General features: G+C 68.3%; 14 protein-coding genes and 1 tRNA gene. 5 read left to right on the forward strand and 10 right to left on the reverse strand.

Annotation, left to right across the window (positions count from 1 at the left end; genetic code table 11):
- Nucleotides 1-377 precede the first annotated feature (377 nt).
- Together VQ03_RS07405 and VQ03_RS07410 are read right to left on the reverse strand one after the other, a co-directional pair.
- Nucleotides 378-1,421 carry a hypothetical protein gene (locus VQ03_RS07405; RefSeq protein WP_048450265.1) on the reverse strand — a complete coding sequence of 348 codons (1,044 nt, stop codon included), beginning with the start codon at nucleotides 1,419-1,421 and terminating at the stop codon, nucleotides 378-380.
- Complete coding sequence (locus VQ03_RS07410; RefSeq protein ID WP_048450240.1) at nucleotides 1,418-2,668, reverse strand: MBL fold metallo-hydrolase; 1,251 nt, start codon at nucleotides 2,666-2,668, stop codon at nucleotides 1,418-1,420. Before VQ03_RS07410 ends, VQ03_RS07405 begins: the two co-directional genes overlap by 4 nt.
- A gap of 110 nt (nucleotides 2,669-2,778) precedes the next feature.
- On the opposite strand from VQ03_RS07410, the gene VQ03_RS07415 reads away from it, so the two are divergent.
- Nucleotides 2,779-3,036, forward strand: a complete 258-nt coding sequence (locus tag VQ03_RS07415) for a helix-turn-helix domain-containing protein (RefSeq protein ID WP_048450241.1) — start codon at nucleotides 2,779-2,781, stop codon at nucleotides 3,034-3,036.
- A 354-nt stretch (nucleotides 3,037-3,390) separates the two neighbouring features.
- On the opposite strand, the gene VQ03_RS32815 is transcribed toward VQ03_RS07415, so the two are convergent.
- The 6 genes from VQ03_RS32815 to VQ03_RS07445 all read right to left on the reverse strand — a co-directional run bounded on the left by VQ03_RS32815 (nucleotide 3,391) and on the right by VQ03_RS07445 (nucleotide 10,023).
- Entirely contained in the window at nucleotides 3,391-4,947 is a 1,557-nt protein-coding gene (locus VQ03_RS32815; protein ID WP_157063995.1) for a hypothetical protein, read from the reverse strand.
- Nucleotides 4,948-5,107: 160 nt separating this feature from the next.
- Nucleotides 5,108-6,214, reverse strand: coding sequence for a hypothetical protein (locus VQ03_RS07425; protein ID WP_157063996.1), 1,107 nt, complete (start codon nucleotides 6,212-6,214; stop codon nucleotides 5,108-5,110).
- Nucleotides 6,211-7,314, reverse strand: a complete 1,104-nt coding sequence (locus VQ03_RS07430) for an AAA family ATPase (protein WP_083467833.1) — start codon at nucleotides 7,312-7,314, stop codon at nucleotides 6,211-6,213. The genes VQ03_RS07425 and VQ03_RS07430 overlap by 4 nt, the downstream gene beginning before the upstream one ends.
- Before the next feature lie 161 nt (nucleotides 7,315-7,475).
- Nucleotides 7,476-7,943 (reverse strand): hypothetical protein, encoded by a 468-nt coding sequence (locus tag VQ03_RS07435; RefSeq protein WP_157063997.1) that lies wholly within the window; start codon nucleotides 7,941-7,943, stop codon nucleotides 7,476-7,478.
- Nucleotides 7,944-8,031: 88 nt separating this feature from the next.
- A complete protein-coding gene (locus VQ03_RS07440) occupies nucleotides 8,032-9,831 on the reverse strand; it encodes a site-specific integrase (protein WP_083467834.1) in 1,800 nt (599 codons plus the stop codon).
- 117 nt (nucleotides 9,832-9,948) lie between these two features.
- Nucleotides 9,949-10,023, reverse strand: a tRNA-Gln gene (locus VQ03_RS07445).
- A 155-nt stretch (nucleotides 10,024-10,178) separates the two neighbouring features.
- Between VQ03_RS07445 and VQ03_RS07450 the strand changes: the two genes are divergently transcribed.
- Nucleotides 10,179-10,934 (forward strand): SDR family oxidoreductase, encoded by a 756-nt coding sequence (locus VQ03_RS07450; RefSeq protein ID WP_048450246.1) that lies wholly within the window; start codon nucleotides 10,179-10,181, stop codon nucleotides 10,932-10,934.
- A 189-nt stretch (nucleotides 10,935-11,123) separates the two neighbouring features.
- The gene (locus VQ03_RS07455; protein ID WP_048450247.1) at nucleotides 11,124-12,737 is read left to right on the forward strand and encodes a peptide chain release factor 3; all 1,614 of its coding nucleotides are present in this window, start codon (nucleotides 11,124-11,126) and stop codon (nucleotides 12,735-12,737) included.
- 41 nt (nucleotides 12,738-12,778) lie between these two features.
- On the opposite strand, the gene VQ03_RS07460 is transcribed toward VQ03_RS07455, so the two are convergent.
- On the reverse strand, nucleotides 12,779-13,231 hold the full coding sequence (locus VQ03_RS07460) for a response regulator (RefSeq protein WP_048450248.1): 453 nt from the start codon (nucleotides 13,229-13,231) through the stop codon (nucleotides 12,779-12,781).
- Between the two features lie 58 nt (nucleotides 13,232-13,289).
- Nucleotides 13,290-13,760: a BLUF domain-containing protein gene (locus VQ03_RS07465; protein WP_048450249.1), complete on the reverse strand. Its 471-nt coding sequence runs from the start codon at nucleotides 13,758-13,760 to the stop codon at nucleotides 13,290-13,292.
- 229 nt (nucleotides 13,761-13,989) lie between these two features.
- On the opposite strand from VQ03_RS07465, the gene VQ03_RS07470 reads away from it, so the two are divergent.
- Complete coding sequence (locus VQ03_RS07470; RefSeq protein WP_048450250.1) at nucleotides 13,990-15,363, forward strand: flagellar hook protein FlgE; 1,374 nt, start codon at nucleotides 13,990-13,992, stop codon at nucleotides 15,361-15,363.
- Nucleotides 15,364-15,499: 136 nt separating this feature from the next.
- Nucleotides 15,500-17,380: a flagellar hook-associated protein FlgK gene (flgK, locus tag VQ03_RS07475; protein WP_048450251.1), complete on the forward strand. Its 1,881-nt coding sequence runs from the start codon at nucleotides 15,500-15,502 to the stop codon at nucleotides 17,378-17,380.
- Nucleotides 17,381-17,391: the final 11 nt, after the last annotated feature.

Genomic DNA, 17,391 nt, shown 5'->3' on the forward strand with positions numbered 1-17,391 from the left:
GGTGGGGGCGGGCCATGATGCGCGGTCCTGCGTCGTCCGCTGCCGTGCTTGTCTCAGCAGGCAGAGCGGGTTGAGGGAACGAATGATGTCTGAAGGGGCTAAAGCGCGACCGCGGCGTGGCACTCGCTCGGCGTCAGCCCTGAGCAACGGATCGCCCGCAACGTGTAGTCCGTGCGGACCGTCGCAAGTTTACGCACGGAGGTGTGGTGTGCGGCGTACAGGGTGGAGGACAGGAATGGGCTGGACATGACGAAGGGGTCTCGCGGAGGCTCCGGCAGAGCCGAGGATATGTATTCCCGTTGACCCCCCTTGGATTTTACCGCCGGACGCAGATTCCTGCCGCGGCCGGCGGTCGCACCCTATCTGGGCGGGTGCTGTCAGACCGCGTCGGTGGGGTGGCGAAAGGCAGCCGTCGTGCGCCCGCTGGGCCGGCCGACCGCATAGACCTGTAGCCTGTGCTGGCCGCGTAGTTCGTCGATCACCCCCTTCAGTGCGCCGTCACGCTGGTCGGCATCGAAGCCGAACACCACGAGACGCGGCTCGGTGTCGACCCGGAGCAGGCGCACGCCGCGGGCGACCTCGTCCACGAGTGGATCGAGGGTCGGCACGGCGGCGAGGCCGCGGGCGGCACGCACCGCCCGGCGCAGGGCATCGAGGCGGACGAGATCGCGGCACAGAGCCGGGTAGCTCTCTACCAGCCGGTCCGCCTGCTCAGTCAGTGTCGCGCGGTAGCGGGCGACCTGTGTAACGATCGCCGGGGTGGTCTTCGAACGAAGGCTCGGGTTCGCAGCGAGCTTGGCCTCGTGGAACACCAGCCACGCCTCGTTGGCTGCGCCCCGCTCCTCCAGGCTCGCGGCGTCGAGCCGATCCTGGCGGGTCTGAGCCGGAGTTGGAGTTGCCGAGGCTTCAGTGTCCGGCGCCAGGAGCATGGTGTCTGCTTCCGCGTCCTCCCGTTCGGTGGGCGCAGCCTCCATCTGTGCGCCGGTGAGCGCGATCTCGACATCGACGACGTTCGGGCTAACCTGCACAAGCGCGTGCACGCCCGCCTTCTCCAGGCCGGAGAGTGCGGCAGCGGCCCGCTTCATCTCGGCCAGCGTGCCGGGCCCCTCGTAGCGCGTCCACACCGCCGTGCCTGGGTCGAGCGCGAAGCCCCCGTCCTGGCCGAGCCGGGTCAGCGCTTGACGCTGGCGCACGAGGTACTTCACGTGCGTCTCAGCCGAGACGCCCGCGCCCGCCGGGGTAATCCGGAACAGCGACGCGCCGCGATAGTAGACGTTGAGCGAGCGGTCGCGCACCGCCAGCAGCAGGTCCGGGTCGGCGAGGACGTCGGCCCACCAGCCGCCATGCGGCGCAGTCGCGAGGGCTTCGAGCGCCGCGAGGAACGGCTCGCCCAGGGCTCGATAGGGTGTTGTCTCGCTCATGCCGTCGTGTCCCACCACTGTCCGTCCTCCTTGATGTCGACGCTGGCACCGAACAGCGCTGGGAAGCGCTGCGGCTCGAAGGTGTGAATCGGCACGAGCCGCCGGGGTGCGATCGCCGCCACCAGACGCTTGAGGTCTGGGATGCTGGCATGACCCGAGGTGTGGGCGTGGGTCAGCGGGATGTCGCGGGCGGCAAGGTCGGCGGCGAGCGCCTGCCCCCGGGGCTGCTGGAGGTAGCCGTCCCACTGTGACCAGATCGCCTCGGCGCCCGCGAGGCAGCCGGCCCGGTCGAGGTCTGGCAGCAGAGAGTGCCGGAACAGCAGGGCCGCCTGGGGCGCGAGCGCCGCGAAGTGCTCCGCGTAGATGCGCTGGTGGCTGTGCCGCGCGAGTAGGTCGAAGCGGCCGGTGCGCTTGATGCGCACGCGCTGGTGGTGCGGGACGAAGACCGCCACGCCCGGCCAGTCGGATTGCGGGATGCTGGGGTGGCCGGTCGCGGTCAGGATCTCGGCGGCGTACAGGTCGAGGATCAGCGTGCGGCCGGTGCGCTTGCAGGCGCGGTAGAGCGAGACGACGCGGTCGATGTTCTGGGCGGAGGCCGCGACGAGGGCCAGACCCGACATCTCGCGGAACCGCGCGACGAAGCGGTTCTCGATCTCGTCCTCGGTCGGAAAGCGGCGCTCGTCATTGAGTCGCCCGAGGCTCGATCCTTCCATGAGGAGGGCGTCGATATCGCGCGGCGGGCTTCGGACGAGGCGGTCGAAGAGGGCGCCCTTGCGCCCGTGCGCGCGCAGGTCGCCGGAATAGAGCAGCCGCTGCCCGCCGGCTTCGACTAGGAGCGCGTAGGCATCGAAGGCGGAGTGGTCGACGAGAATCGGCGTGACGGTGAAGGGGCCGAAGGTGAGGGACTGGCCGTTGCCGAAGGTCGCCGTGTTCGGTGGTACCCAAGTGTCGGGCACGAAGGTGGCGGCGGCCTGGAGGATGCGGAGCGTCGCCGCGCCGAGCGCAACCGGCAGGTCGGGACCGGCGAGGTGGCTCAGCCCGACATGGTCGCGGTGCCCGTGGCTGAGAATGAGCGCGAGGAGATCGCTGCTGCCGTCGAGTCCTTCGACCGGTGGGTGACAGGTCGCGTCGTTTGCCGTGGCGTCGAGGGGCAGGCCGAGGTCGAGGAGGAGCCGGGCGCCATCGTGGGCGAGCTCGACGCAGGTGCCGCCGATCTCGCGCGTGCCGCGGTGAATGCGCACCCGCATCGTGGCCCTGCTTGCCCCGTACGGTCTTCCTTGCCGCGGACCGACCGTAGCCGTTCCCTGTGGCTATAGCCAGTGGTTTGATAGCCCGCCCTGACCCTTGATCCTCGTCCATGAAGGGACGAGCTTTGGTCGCGTGGAACCTGCGCCGCGTGCGCGTGGCGCAAGGGCTTAGCCAGGAGCGGCTGGCTGCGGACGCGGGCGTGGACCGGGCGTATCTTGGCGGTTTGGAGCGTCAGGCGGAGAACCCAACGGTCGATCTGCTCGACAAGGTCGCTGAGGCGCTGGCCGTACCGTTGGGCGAGTTGTTCGTGGTACCGGCCGAAGGTGCTACGCCGCCCGTACCCCTCCCGGGCGGACGTCGCCGCTGACATGTAGTCAGTATTCCTCGGGTTCTGAAGGGCCGACTGGGCGGTGAGGTGCCGCCGCTTGGTGGGTAGGCCGTCCTATCGCGTGCAGGCTCGAAACCATGTTTGCTAGCCGCCGTCGGCGGGGTTGCCGGTAAAATTGTTGTTTTGTGTCAATGATTTAGGTGTGTCTCCCGGTTATCCCTGCTGCTGCTGGACGTGCGTAAGGCCGTCCTTGGCCGTGCATTAGGTGCTGGCGTCCGTAATGCACGCGGAGGACGTGTGTGAGGGCTGGTAGAAGCTTCCGAACCGGATCGGGCCGGCACTGGCGGGTCGGCGACGTTGGCTTGGCGTCGCCGACCCGCGGTGCAGGTTCGTTCAGGCCCGGAGCCGCGACGGGGCGTCCCAGCGTTTGGATCGGCGTTGCGGTAGTCCGTGAGTGTCATCTTGCGTCCCGGACACCATAACGTAGTCCGTCGTGTACTCCGCCGTTGTCTCCGAGACGATGAGGGCTCTGTCGTCGATGAACTCGAGCAGAAGAAAGCTGCTGCGTAGGAGTCGTATTGCTCGCAGGAGATCGGACACGACATAGCGGCCGAGTTCGATTGTTGGTGGCGCCTCGGGCTGTGTAGGGCCCTCTTCGGCATGCTCGCGGTCGGGCGTGAGTGTTGGCGAGAGGGGCGGGCTCAGGCGCTCGCGGAGACTGTGGGCTTGCTCAGGCTCGATTATGATGCTGCGAAGGTCACCCCTGAAGCGATTCACCTCCCACGTAGCCTCGGTGCCGAAAGTGATCTGCCCGTCGACGAGTGCAACCCGGAAGTGAAGCCGAAGGCGCCTTTGGGCTTCCCTGTCTTCGTGGGCGGTAAGGTAGGCGATATCGACCAGCCGCGAGAGTTCCGCGTGTTCGCACTGCACTGCCAGCGTTGGTCGATGGGACGAGCGGGGCTTGATAACTGGGAAGTTGTCGAGGGGCTGCGTGAAGCGGATGGTGAGCCGTGTGTCCTGGATCACGCACATCAGGCCCGCCGTGCGGAGTGTCGTCGCGGTTGGGTCCAGATGGCGCATGAGAGAGGTGAGTGCCGAGATGTCTTGCGCTGCAACGCGGAAGGATAATCCGGCGACGGCTATGTCGCTGTGGAAGGCGTACATCTGCAGGTTCGTCGCGCGGACGACTCCATCTTCGATCGAGACTTGCCTCAGCTGAGGCAGGGCATTGATCTTCGTGCCAGCTGCAGGCTTGGTGGCGAGCAGGGCGGTGCGGATCCGATCGGGGGAGATCTGGACTGGTTCGCTCAGTCCGGGAGCTTCCTCCAGAAGAATACTCGTGTCGGCTAGGGCAGAGAAGTTAAGCTCTGTGCCGCCATGGATCAGCTGGCCGTCCGATGTCTGCGGGAGGAAGGCCCAATGTGCTGGTTTGTCCGGGACGTACTTGTAGATGGCACGCGGCGCAAGTCTCCGTCTTGTTGCTTTAGGTTGTGTGGAAGCCGTTTTCGGCTTGTTCTTCACGATCTGCCATGCTGCTAGCCGCAGGATCTGCGCGGGGATTTGAAGGAGTCCAGTGCCGCTCGGCGTCGTGCCGGCAGCGTACGGAACCCGAAGGTGACAGCTGATGGAACCGTTGCAGAAGGCGACACGCAGCCCATCCGGCGCTACTTCGCACGGTACTGTGGCGCCCACGGCATTCGTACCCGGTTTGGCTGCGACCGGCGTGGGTAGCATTGTGGCAGTGATATCGCGCAGCAAGAGCAAGTTCTTGTGGTAGGTCTGGAAGCGGATCGCTTCCTCCGGTTTTCCGGCCTGCGGTGCGACCTCTCGCGGACCTTCGTCCCGTCCGCCTGCTAAGCCGTCCCCGGTGGGGAGCGCTGGTGCCGGTTGATCGAGCGGCGTGTCGATCGCGGTAGGGGTGGAGTTGAGCTCAATCGAGGTACCTGACACTGGGGGTTCGGAAGCGTGTGGGGGGACGAAGGGCGGCTTGGGCTGGTGCGCAGGTGCGACGTCGACCGGGGTGGGGCCAGGTGCTGAGTCGGCGACTGGGACCGCCGCTGCCGTGGTGTCGTGATCAGCGTCCGTCATGATCTTGCTCCATGTAGCAGGGTCATCGTGAAGGGCTCTCGAGGTCGGGAGCGGGTAGCTCCATCGTCGGCGGGAGCCATACGCCCCAGGATCGGGGCCGGCACTCAGCTGGCCAGCGGCAGCGGGCTTCGAGATCGGCCAGTTCTGCGGCCCGGCGCGCGGACACGAGGGTGTTGGGTCCGATTGGGTAAAGGGCGTCGATTCGGGCGCGGGCCTGCCCGCGCGCCTCACGCTCTGCCGATCGGGCGTGGTACTCGTCGAGTTCCCATCCGGAAAAGAGCCAGGGCCAAGCGCGGTCCTGCATCGGGTCGAGGAGGCCCATGCCGTCCGCCTCCGCCGTGCGCCTCGCTCCTGGGGCGAGCGAGTCCGAGGTACTGATGCGCTGCGCTGCATCGATCGCGCCGATCGTACGACGCTCCGATACGGGCACACCGAGTAGGTCGATCAGCGGCTGCCGGACATCCTGCTCGTCCCAGTCGTAGATGTTTGGATCGAGGCCACGCAGAAGCCGTCGGAGCGACGTGGCATGGTAGGCGACCCTCTCGGCCCGCGCCGTGGCGCGGCAGGCTCCGACTCGAATCCGGGGTGCGGTGCGGCGCCGGGTCGTCGTGAAGTCTTCCGCCGCCCATGTCGTGAAGCGGGCGAGGCGCTGGTCTGGGGCGACATGCGCGGTGAGTTCGGTGACGAAGCGCCCTTCGGCGTTCACTTCATGAACGGAGAGGAACGGAAAGTCGTCCTGGCCCCGCCGCTGGAGGAGAGCCCGAGCGCGACGGCAGAAGTCCGTGACGGCCGCAATCGCGTCGGCACCCGCATCCTGCTTGTCGCGCCCATGGTCGAAGGTCACGCGGACGTTGAGCAGGCGCCCGGTTTCCTGCGCGAGAAAGGAGGCGGCTCGGTACAGGGCATGGGCTTGCGCAGCGTTGAGATACAGATGCCGCCGTCCGTCGTGCGAGCGTGCGGTCGCACGCTCGTGCGCCGCGAGACTGCGACGACACCGGGGGACGGTGTTGCGTGCCTTTGGTTGTGGATCACCATCGGCGGAAGGCTCGATGTGCTCCGGTCCGCCGCGCGCCGTGCCGAGAAGGTCGTAGAACCCGGTTACGTGGAGGATGAGCTCGTCCTGCGTCACCGGGATGCCCCCCAGAATCGCGCACAGTCCTCCAGGTAGGTTGCGAGGGATACGGACTGGGGGCGGCGAGCTTCGAAGCGCGCCACCAACGCCTGCCGTCGCTTCAGAGGAACGTCGCTCAGCGGGTCGTAGGGTGTCACGACGCCTCGGACGCCGGCGAGGCTGAGCCCCAACAGGAGGCTCTGCATCGCGGCCCGCTTTTCGTCGGGGGTACCAGGCGCTTCCACCAGGGCGGAGATGGCGCCGGACAGATCGTCGTCGAGAAGGGCTTCGGCGCTGCACAGGCACGCGGCGAGCGGGTCTGGGAACAGGCGGTCGACCGTGTCGGTCGTCAGGGGGCCAGCGGTGATACAGCGGTCGAGTGCCGCCGCGAGTTCGCGGTAGTTGGCACCGACTCGGACGGCGAGGCGCTCGAGTGCCGCCGGTTCGTAAGTCTCGGGGGGCAAGCCCCATCCAACCTCGCATCGCCGGCGGAGGAAGTGCAGGCGGTCCGTCATAGAGGGTGGCCTCAGACGCACGTGGTGGCAGCGCGATAGGAGGGCGGCGCCGAGCTTGTCCGGTTCTGTGGTGGCAAGGATGTAGATTGCGTAGGGGGAGGGCTCTTCGAGGTCCTTCAGGAGTGCGTCTTTTCCCGTGCGGGACGCGCGATGCGCTTCGTCTGCGAAGCCCACCTTGAAGCGACCTAGGGGCGCGCGGCGCATCAGTGCCACGAGGTGCGACATCGCGTGGACGCCGGAGTATTCGGCTGCACTGATCTCGAAGTAGTCGTCGATGCCGCGTGGAGGGTTTTCCTGGAAGGCCTTGCAGATGGCGCAGGTGCCACAAGCTTGATGGCCTTCAGTCGGATTCCAGCACAGAGCGATGTTCCCCAGGATGCGCGCGATCGTCGTCTTTCCGATCCCCGGGACGCCGCTGAGAAGCAGTGTCCGGCAACGTGGCTTCGGAGGAGCTGGGTCGAGCGCGTCTTCGAGGAAAGCCTGGATGTCTCTGTCAGCGTCCTCTTGACCGGACACGTCCTCGAAGCGGCGTGGCCGACCGAGGACTGTGGGCTGTGCGGGGGTAGGTGGTTGCCACGCGAGACTGGAAAGATCATTCGACATGTCGGCTCGCTCCCGATGAGTTTGCGGCGCAGGTCGTCGACCGACGGCCCACGGTGTGGGCGTCAGGGTAGGTGAGGGGCCGCAGTGAAAGTCTGTGCGGACCGACGCAGTGTCGTCCGCTTTGTGCCGCAGTTTAGCGCGTGGGCGCGCCCGTCTTCGGCTCAGTCTTCCGGGTTACGGGAAATTTCGGCCAGTGTGCGCTTCTGGGCGAGCAGTTCCGCGACGATCAGAGCTTCGTCCTCGGTCAGAGCAGCCACGAACCGCGCGAGCAGTTCATGGGACGAGGATCTCGGCGAAGCGGCCACCTTCCGGAAGAGGCCGCCTGTTGTGAAGATTGGGTCGTTGGTGATGCGGATGCGCTTGCCGGTTGCGACGTACCCAAGCGTTTCGAGCTTGGCTGCGACCGCTACTCCGACGAATTGCTTCGTCTGCGGCGATTTGAATGTGTCTATGCCGAACTTGTCGATTAGGAGCCCGCTTATGGCGCCGACGGGTGGCTTGCCCTGAGGGACGGCCGCCAGAAGCGCGGCTTCGAGCGTCTCTCCGAATATGAACGCCTGAAGCCGAGCCAGGGTAGGTGAAGCGCGCGCGAGCTGCTTCACGCGCTGTTGCATGGAGTATGCGGCCACTTTCCCTCCGAGGCTCCGCACGTGGTACACGTCTCAAGTCGTGCGTAGCGCCGTGGTTCCGACGTGTCGAGTCTCGTGGCAGCGGTTTCTAGGCTTTTGCCGCGGAGGGTCGGCTTGAGGTGGGCCGCGACCCATTGCCGGTCTCCGGCAGCAGATGAGCCAAGCCGGGTTCGATCACGATCGTCTCAATGGCTGCCTTCAGCTGGGATAATGACGAACGCTTGGTGTACCGCGCGGTCTCGCCCGGCGTGACGTGTCCGGTCACGTGGTCGATGACGGCGGTCGCTGTGCCGGCTTGGTGCATCAGCGTCGTCGCGGTGTGCCGGAACGAGTGGAAGTCGAGTCCCTGCCGGTAGAGCTTCACGTCGCGTCGATAGCGGGTGAACCACTTGGTGAAGGCGTGACCCAGTCGACCGTCGGCTCCTCCGGGTTCGAGCGTGGGAAAGATGCGGTCTTGCCGGCGGCGGCGCTGCGCGTCGACATGCGCGAGGAAGCCCAGGCGGATCAGCTGCGAGTGGATCGGTACGCGCCGGACCGCCGTCGCGTTCTTGAGTTTCCGCGGGGGCCGGTCGTTGATGTCGATGAACCAGATGCCCTCGTCCTGCCGGATGTCCTCGGCATGCAGCTGGCAGATCTCTTCCTGGCGCATGCCGGAGAACACGGCGATCAGGGGCAGCCAGAACTTCTCGTCGCGTAGAATGAGGCTGCCCGGTGTGGTTCGCCGGCCGGGGGAGGCACAGCCTGTCCAGATTGGCGTTGCGAAGAGGCGGGCGAGTTCGTCCCGCTCCCACATGGCGCGTTGCTCGCTCGCCTTGCGGGTGTTGCTGAAGCGGAAGCCCAGGAAGATGTTCGCTGCCGCCTCGTCTCTCGCAACCGCGGCCGTCCAGAGTGCCGATAGAGCCGAGAAGTGCCGCTTCACCGTCCGCTGCGTGATCGGCTGTGTGCGCTGGTTGTCGGGTAGTGCCTCGTGTGCCGCCAGAATCTCCTCAACTGTGAGGTTTCGGCGGCGGGGGTGTTTGCCGTAGTCGTTCGGGAGCCGCTCGACGAGGCTGCGAAAGTGGCCGGCGTCCTTGCGGGTGTAGGCGGCGAGGGGGCGGTCTCCGCAGATGTCGACGAACAGGCGGAATGTTGCGCCTGCTTGGGACACGGTCTGGTTGTCCCAAGTGTTGGTGGCGGCTTGTGTGTTTCGGAACGTGGCGGCGACTGCCGAAAAAAGCTCGGGGGCGTGCGGCGGCACTGCGTCCTTTTCGGCGGGGCGGGGTGCCGCAGTGTTCTCCGTGGGCGGGGCTTTCGGAGCCTCGTCGAGTGCCGCCAGTTGCATCTTGAGCAGGCGGTCGCGGGGCTCGAAGTTGAAGTCGCCCTCGTAACGGGCCTTGAGCGCTTCGGCGACGTCGATGCCAGCCCGCAGCATCGCCTGCCGTGCTTGCGCGACTGCACGCGGTTCGAGGTCGGCCGCCGCGATGCCCTGCTTGCGGAGCATGGCGACGGTGACGAAGCCCGCCTCTTCCAGGCGATTGCAGGCGAGAGCGTCGCGTGCCTGCGCCGCCATCGTCTCGTATTGGGCGACGCGCCGCTCCCGCATGTCGGCGGTGATCGCTGCGTGCGTCAGTCGTCCCTGTCCATCCCCGTCGAGGATCGTTCCGTAGAAGTCCTGCACGAGGCGGGCGAGTTGGTCGTCAGTCAGCATCGGCGTCGCGCACAGAGCCGTGAACAGGGTCTCCGACGCGAGGTATACCCGACAGGCTCTCGCCTTGGCAGCACGAAGGTCGGTGGTCGCGAGGCTGCGCACCAGTTCCTTCAGGCGCAGCCTCGGTCTGAGCGTGTCCGGCACGCGGCGCCGAAAATGGAAGATTCGTCCCCGGAGGACGACGTTGGCGATGGACCCCACTCCGCTCCCTCGCCGCCCGGGCGGGCGGCCTGTGTAGCAGCGGAATGTAGCAACCGGCTCACTCCGCAGGGCGCCTGCGCGAGATCGTGAGCGTTCTGAATGGGTTAGGTGAAAAGGTGGCTGGGGCGCCAGGATTCGAACCTGGGAATGGCGGTACCAAAAACCGCTGCCTTACCGCTTGGCGACGCCCCAACGCGCGGCTGGCGCTTCCATAGCCGGGCGGGGCGGCGCTGGCAACCGTGGCGGTGAAGTTCCGGGTGGGGCTGGCGGTTGGAGCGCCTTTCGGGCTCGTGTATGCGGGAACGCGCCAACGGCAACGAACGCAAAGAGACGGGGAGGAGAGGCGCATGAGCACGCAGAAGGTCGCGCTGGTGACAGGGGCCGGCTCGGGGGTGGGGCGCGCGGTGGCGCTCGGGCTCGCGCAAGCCGGCTACGACGTGGTGCTGTCGGGGCGCCGGCCCGAGCCGCTGCAGGCGGTGGCCGCCGAGATCGAGGCCAAGGGCCGGCGGGCGCTCGCGCAGCCGACCGATATCGGCGACGAGGCCTCGGTGGCCGAGCTCTTCCGGCGCCTCGAGGAGACGTTCGGCCGCCTCGACGTGCTGTTCAACAATGCGGGCATCGGCGCGCCGCCGGTCGAACTGGACGAACTGCCGGTGGCGACCTGGAAGGCCGTGGTCGACACCAATCTCACCGGCGCCTTCCTGTGCACCCAGGGCGCGTTCCGGCTGATGAAGAAGCAGCGGCCGCATGGCGGGCGCATCATCAACAACGGCTCGATCTCGGCCCATGTGCCGCGGCCGTTCTCGGCGCCCTACACTGCCACCAAGCACGCCATCACGGGCCTGACCCGCTCGACGTCCCTCGACGGGCGCGCCCACGACATCGCCTGCGGCCAGGTCGATATCGGCAATGCCGCCACCGACATGACCGTGCGGATGCAGGCCGGCGTGCCCCAGCCCGACGGCTCGACCCGGCCCGAGCCGACCATGGACGCCAAGCACGTCGCCGACGCGGTGGTCTACATGGCGGGCCTGCCGCTCGACGCCAACGTGCAGTTCATGACCGTGATGGCGACCAAGATGCCGTTCATCGGCCGCGGCTGAGAGGGGAGGGCGCTCCCGGGGGCTCCGGTCCCCCGGCGCCGGCTTGGGCTGGGGACCGGTTTGGGCTAGAGAGCGGCGCGGGCGCTGACGCGTCGCCCGCGCATCCCCATATGGGGATCGATCCTCCCTCACCGACGACCGGGCCCCTGGCGGGGGACAGATTCCGGGCCCGGGCCTAGACACATTCCCATGCTGATGCAGACAGACGCCCCGCGCGCTCCCGCCGATCCGGTCGCCCGGCGCCGCACCTTCGCGATCATCTCGCACCCGGATGCCGGCAAGACCACGCTGACCGAGAAGCTCCTGCTGTTCGGCGGCGCGATCCAGCTCGCCGGCGAGGTCAAGGCCAAGCGCAACCGCGTCTCCACCCGCTCGGACTGGATGGGCATCGAGAAGGAGCGCGGCATCTCGGTCGTCACCTCGGTGATGACCTTCGAGTACGGCGACTGCGTCTTCAACCTGCTCGACACGCCGGGCCACGAGGACTTCTCGGAGGACACCTACCGGACGCTGACCGCGGTCGATTCCGCCGTGATGGTGATCGACGCCGCCAAGGGCATCGAGGCGCGCACCCGCAAGCTGTTCGAGGTCTGCCGCCTGCGCGACATCCCGATCGTCACCTTCGTCAACAAGCTCGACCGGGAATCCCGCGACCCCTTCGACCTCCTCGACGAGATCGAGAAGACGCTCGCCCTCGACGTCGCGCCGGTGACCTGGCCGATCGGCCGCGGCCGGAGCTTCGCCGGCACCTACGACCTGCTGCGGCGCCGGGTGCGCCGGCTCGACGCGGCGGACGATGCCGGCACGGTGCCGGTCTCGGGCCTCGACGACCCGCTCTTCGACACCCTGCTGCCGGAAGCCGGCGACGCCGCGACCTGGCGCGAGGAGGCGGAACTGGCGGAGGGCGGCTGCAAGCCCTTCGACCTCGAGGCGTTCCGCGAGGGTCACCTGACCCCGGTCTTCTTCGGCAGCGCCCTGCGCAATTTCGGCGTGCGCGACCTGATCGACGGGCTGGCCGAGGTGGCTCCGCCGCCGCGCGGCCAGGACGCCGACATCCGCGCGGTCTCGCCGACCGAGCCGAAGATGACCGGCTTCGTGTTCAAGATCCAGGCGAACATGGACCCGAATCACCGGGATCGCATCGCCTTCATGCGGGTCTGCTCCGGCAAGCTCAGCCGCGGCATGAAGGCGAGGCTGGTGCGCACCGGCAAGCCGATCTCGCTCTCGGCGCCGCAATTCTTCTTCGCCCAGGACCGGGCCATCGCCGACGAGGCCTATGCGGGCGACGTCGTCGGCATTCCCAACCACGGGACCTTGCGCATCGGCGACACGCTGACCGAGGGCGAGGAGCTGGTCTTCCGCGGCGTGCCGAGCTTCGCCCCCGAGATCCTGCGCCGGATCAAGCTCACCGACGCGATGAAGGCCAAGAAGCTGCGCGAGGCCTTGCAGCAGATGGCCGAGGAGGGGGTGGTGCAGCTCTTCCTGCCGCAGGACGGCTCGGGCGCGATCGTCGGCGTGGTCGGCGCGCTGCAGCTCGACGTGCTGAAGGAGCGGCTCCAGGCCGAGTACGGCCTGCCGATCGATTACGAGCCGACCCGCTTCACCATCTGCCGCTGGATCGAGGCGGAGGACCAGGCCGAGCTCGACAAGTTCATCGGCTCGCACGGCTCGTCGATGGCCAGCGACCTCGACGGGGCGCCGGTCTTCATGGCGACCACCGGCTTCTCGCTGCGCTACGAGGAGGAAAGGGCGCCCGCGATCCGCTTCACCGACGTCAAGGATTACCAGAAGCGCCGGGCGTGAGGGCGAGCCGGCGCCCGCCCCGCGAGGGGCGGCGCCGGGCTTTAGAACTTGCCGAGAAGCGGAAAGTCGACGTTGAGGCTCGAGAGCGGACCCACCGGCGCCTCGCGCTTGCGCGGCCGGCCGTTGAGCACCTGCTTCAGCTTGGTCTTCAGCAACGACAGGTCGAACGGCTTGAGGATGAAGGCATCGGCGCCGGCGAGGTGCGCGACGTTGATGTCCTCGAAGCTGAACGAGGTCTCGGTGAGGATGAACGGCGTGTTGTGCAGCACGTCGTCGGCCCGGATCTCGCGCAGGAGCTGGATGCCGTCCATCGGCTCCATGTCGAGGTCGGAGATCACCAGGCCGTAGCGCTTGGTGCGCAGCTGCTCGAGCGCCTGCGGCCCGTCAACCACGCCTTCCACCTCGGGGAAGCCGAGACGGTTCATCAGCTCGGTCACCAAGCGGACGAGTTTGACCTGGTCGTCGACGATCAGGATCGGAGGGGCTTCGCTCATCGGAACCAGCCAGCAGGGTTAGGTTTCATGACGGATCACCGGGGGCTCCCGGCGGTTCCTAGACGAACAGATGGTCGATGCCCTGCTTGGCCATGGTCTCGGCCTGAAGCGCCTGGGCGAGGGCATAGATCGTGCTGGCCTTCGGCGTGCCGCGCTGGAGCATCGGCCCCAGATTGGCCTTCTGGAACAGGGCATCGTTGGCCGGCGTGCGCGGCGCCGCGGCGAACGAGGTCACGAACTCGCGCTTGGTGATCTCCCGCCACTCGACGATGTGCACGTCGCGGTGGCGGGGGTCTGCGCTGATCCGCTGGAACGTCTCCTGCACCGACATCCGCTCGCCCTCGAGGATCTGGATGAAGTAGCCCTGATCGACGATCAGCAGGCTGGTGATCACCGAGAACTCGTTCTTCTTCTGGGCGTGCCGGGCGATGTCGTTGATCTGGCGCGCACGCTCCAGCGGCTCGGCGGAGAGCGCCACGCGCGAGAAATAGATCAGGTGGATGAGGCTGCTTCGCTTGCTCGTACGCATGTCCCGGGTCCAGCGCCGTCCAGAAGTGCAGCTAAGGGCAAGAGGTTCAACAGCGCGTAAACATCGCCGCTCGCATCCCACGGCAGATTTTGCCGCAGGCGCCGGCCGCGCCCGGCGGGTTTTGCCGCCCCGCTCGATCGTCCCCTCAATGAAATCAAGTGGTTGGTGCTGGCATGCGGCTTGCGGCTTCCCTCCCGAGTGACCTTGGCGGGATGGAGCCCTGGGAAAAATGGACGTTTTCAGCGCGCTGCAGACCTCGGTCTCGGGTCTCAAGGCCCAGGCCTTCAGCCTCGAGAACATCTCGGGCAACATCGCGAACTCGCAGACCGTCGGCTACAAGCGGATCGACACCGACTTCGTCGACATGCTGGCCGAGCGGCCGGCCAAGCAGCAGACCGCCGGCTCGGTCGCGGCCTTCTCGCAGCTGACCAACAGCCTGCAGGGCAACGTGGCAGCGACCGGCATCGCCACCAACATGGCGCTCAGCGGCGACGGCTTCTTCACGGTGCAGACCAAGGGCGGGGACAATGGCGGCGCGCCGGTCTTCTCGGGCACCAACCTCTATACCCGCCGGGGCGACTTCTCGGTGGACCGGGACGGCTACCTCGTCAACGGCGCCGGCGCCGCCCTCACCGGGCAGAGCCTCGACCCGGTGAGCGGCCAGGTGACCGGCACCGGGCCGATCCGGGTCTCCAACGCGACGCTGCCGGCCAAGCCGACGACCGGCATCTCCTACGCGGCCAACCTGCCGAGCAACCCGGCCACCGCCTCGGGCTCGGCCCTCCTCGGCGCGCTCCCGGGCGGCGATGCCCGGGTGCTCACCGGCACCGCCGCGACGGCTCCGACGGTCGGCGCCTCCGATTCCACCGCCTTCGTCAGTTCCAGCGTCGCGGGCGGCGAGCTCACCGCCTATTCGGGCACCGGCACCCCGGTGAGCGTGCAGCTGCGCTGGGCCAAGGTGGCGAATGCCGACGCGGCGGCGGGGACCGGCGACACCTGGAACCTGTTCTACGCCAACCAGACCGCCGCGGGGACCTCGCCCGCCACCTGGCGGAACGTCGGCACCGCCTTCACCTTCAACGGCAGCGGCCAGCTCACCGCCCCGGCCGGCACCAGCCTCACCATCCCCGACCTGACGGTGAACGGGACGAATCTCGGCCCGACGGCGCTGAACTTCGGCACCGGCGCCCTCACGCAGTACGGCTCGGCCGGGGGGCTGGTCGAAACCAGGACCCTGCAGCAGAACGGCTACGCCGCCGGAACCCTCAGATCGCTGGCGGTGACGGATGACGGCAAGCTCACCGGCACCTATTCCAACGGCAACAGCGTGGCCCTGGCCCAGGTCGGGGTGGCCCGGTTCAACGCGCCGAACGCCCTGAAGGCGGTCTCGGGCGGCAACTACGCCCAGACGGCGGAATCCGGCGGGCCTCTCACCGGCATGGGCGGCACCACGATCATCGGCGGCAACATCGAGCAGTCGAACACCGACACCGCAGGCGAATTCTCGAAGCTCATCGTCACGCAGCAGGCCTACTCGGCCAATACGCGGGTGATGTCGACCGCCCAGCAGATGATGTCCGACCTCATCAACGTGATCCGGTAACCGGATCGCTTCGTTGCCGTCGCGGGAATCCGGGTGACCGGACCCCGCCGATGCGAGATGCCGGACCGCGCCGCAGCCCCGAGACGGGGCCGGGCGGCACGGCCCGGCCCTCACCCCGTTTCCCCGGATCCGCCCGATGTCCCTCAACGCCCTCAACACCGCGACCGCCGGCCTGCAGGTGACGCAGGCGGCGATCGGCCTCGTCGCCCAGAACGTCGCCAACGCGGGCAGCGCCGGCTACGTCAAGCGCGTCCTCACCCCGGTGGCGCAGCCCGGCAATTCCGGCGTCGCCACCGGGACGATCAGCCGGACCCTCGACGCGGTCTCGTTGAAGCAGCTGCGGCTCGAGACCGCGGGGGCGGCCTATACGGGTCTCTCCGCCACGGTGCAGGGCCGGCTCGACGCGCTCTACGGCGTCCCGGGCAGCGCCTCGGCCCTCGACGGCGTGATGAACACCTTCGCCCAGTCGCTCCAGGGGCTGACGACCGACCCGACCTCCGCCGCCTCGCGGGCGACCGCGGTCGCCGCCGCCAGGACCGTCGCCACGACGATCTCGGGCATCGCGCAGGGCGTGCAGGACCTGCGCACCGGCCTCGAATCGCAGCTCGCCAGCGACGTCGCCTCGGCCAGCACGCTGCTGTCGCAGATCGCCGCGCTCAACACCAAGATCGTCGGGGCCACCGGCAATTCGAGCGGCGACACCCGCGTGGCCGAACTCCTCGACCAGCGCGACCTGCAGATCAACGCGCTCTCGCACTATCTCGACGTGCAGGTGAGCGACCAGCACGACGGCTCGGTCACCCTGCTCACCGCCTCGGGCGCGACGCTGGTCGACCACGGCGCGGCGGCGAGCCTCACCTTCGACGGTCGCGGCACCCTGGGCGCCGAGGCGCAGTATTCCGCGGATCCGGGCCGCCGCGGCGTCGGCACCGTGACGGCGACGACGCCCTCCGGCGCGCGGATCGACCTCATCGAAACGGGAGCGATCCGCTCCGGCTCGATCGCCGCCGCGGTCTCGTTGCGCGACGACACCCTGGTCCAGGCGCAGCGCCAGCTCGACGACCTCGCGGCCGGCCTGTCGCGGGCGGTGAGCGACCGGCCGGCGGCCGGCACCCCGGTCTCCGCCGGCGGCCTGACGGGCTTCGACATCGACCTCACCGGTCTCCAGGCCGGCAACGCCGTGACGCTCGGCGTGCGCAATGCGGCGGGGATCGGCCGCAACCTGATCCTGATGCCGACGAACGGGGCGGCGCCGACGCCGATCGATCCGGCGCTCACCGACGACCCGACCGCCCTCGTGGTGCCGGTCGACATCTCGGGCGGGCCCTCGACCCTCGCGGCGAAGATCGGGGAGGCGCTCGGCACCGGCTTCACCGTCTCGGCGACGCCCGGCGGCGCGGCGGGGGCGGTGCGCATCCTGTCGGATCCGGCGAGCCTCGCGCTCACCGGTGCCGGTGCCTCCGTCACGGTGCCGACCAACGCCGCCGACACGAAGACGGGCAGCGGCGCCTTCGCGCTGTTCGTCGATGCCGGGGCCGGTCACGGCGTGTTCACGGGCTCGTTCGAAGGCGGCTCGCACCTGACGGGCTTCGCCCAGCGCCTCGCCGTCAACCCGGCGGTCGTCTCCGACAACTCCGCCCTGGTGGACTATTCCGGGTCGACGCAGTCCGGCGACACCGCCCGGCCGCGCTTCCTCACCGACGCGCTGACCAGCCGCAGCCTGACCTTCTCGGCGGGGAGCGGCATCGGCGGCGTCAGCGCGCCGCGCGCCGCCACCGTCATCGGCTTCGCCCTGTCGGTCATCGACGCCCGGGGCGCGGCCAGCGCCGAGGCACGGCAGCTCGACGAAGGCCAGCAGATCGCCCTGGCCTCGGCCCAGAGCCGCTTCGGCAAGGAATCCGGCGTCAGCGTGGACGAGGAGATGTCCCGGCTGATCCAGCTCCAGACCGCCTACAGCGCCAATGCCCGGGTGCTGACCGCCGCCCGCGACATGCTCGACACCCTGCTCAGGCTCTAAGTAAGGACCGC

The organism is Methylobacterium tarhaniae (assembly GCF_001043955.1).
Lineage (GTDB): Bacteria > Pseudomonadota > Alphaproteobacteria > Rhizobiales > Beijerinckiaceae > Methylobacterium > Methylobacterium tarhaniae.

What these genes read in the sequence shown, in the direction of transcription:
- VQ03_RS07405 (WP_048450265.1), bottom strand. Translation starts at nt 1,421, where the DNA reads ATGAGCGAGACAACACCCTATCGAGCCCTGGGCGAGCCGTTCCTCGCG.
- VQ03_RS07410 (WP_048450240.1), bottom strand. Translation starts at nt 2,668, where the DNA reads ATGCGGGTGCGCATTCACCGCGGCACGCGCGAGATCGGCGGCACCTGC.
- VQ03_RS07415 (WP_048450241.1), top strand. Translation starts at nt 2,779, where the DNA reads ATGAAGGGACGAGCTTTGGTCGCGTGGAACCTGCGCCGCGTGCGCGTG.
- VQ03_RS07430 (WP_083467833.1), bottom strand. Translation starts at nt 7,314, where the DNA reads ATGTCGAATGATCTTTCCAGTCTCGCGTGGCAACCACCTACCCCCGCA.
- VQ03_RS07450 (WP_048450246.1), top strand. Translation starts at nt 10,179, where the DNA reads ATGAGCACGCAGAAGGTCGCGCTGGTGACAGGGGCCGGCTCGGGGGTG.
- VQ03_RS07455 (WP_048450247.1), top strand. Translation starts at nt 11,124, where the DNA reads ATGCTGATGCAGACAGACGCCCCGCGCGCTCCCGCCGATCCGGTCGCC.
- VQ03_RS07460 (WP_048450248.1), bottom strand. Translation starts at nt 13,231, where the DNA reads ATGAGCGAAGCCCCTCCGATCCTGATCGTCGACGACCAGGTCAAACTC.
- VQ03_RS07465 (WP_048450249.1), bottom strand. Translation starts at nt 13,760, where the DNA reads ATGCGTACGAGCAAGCGAAGCAGCCTCATCCACCTGATCTATTTCTCG.
- VQ03_RS07470 (WP_048450250.1), top strand. Translation starts at nt 13,990, where the DNA reads ATGGACGTTTTCAGCGCGCTGCAGACCTCGGTCTCGGGTCTCAAGGCC.
- flgK (WP_048450251.1), top strand. Translation starts at nt 15,500, where the DNA reads ATGTCCCTCAACGCCCTCAACACCGCGACCGCCGGCCTGCAGGTGACG.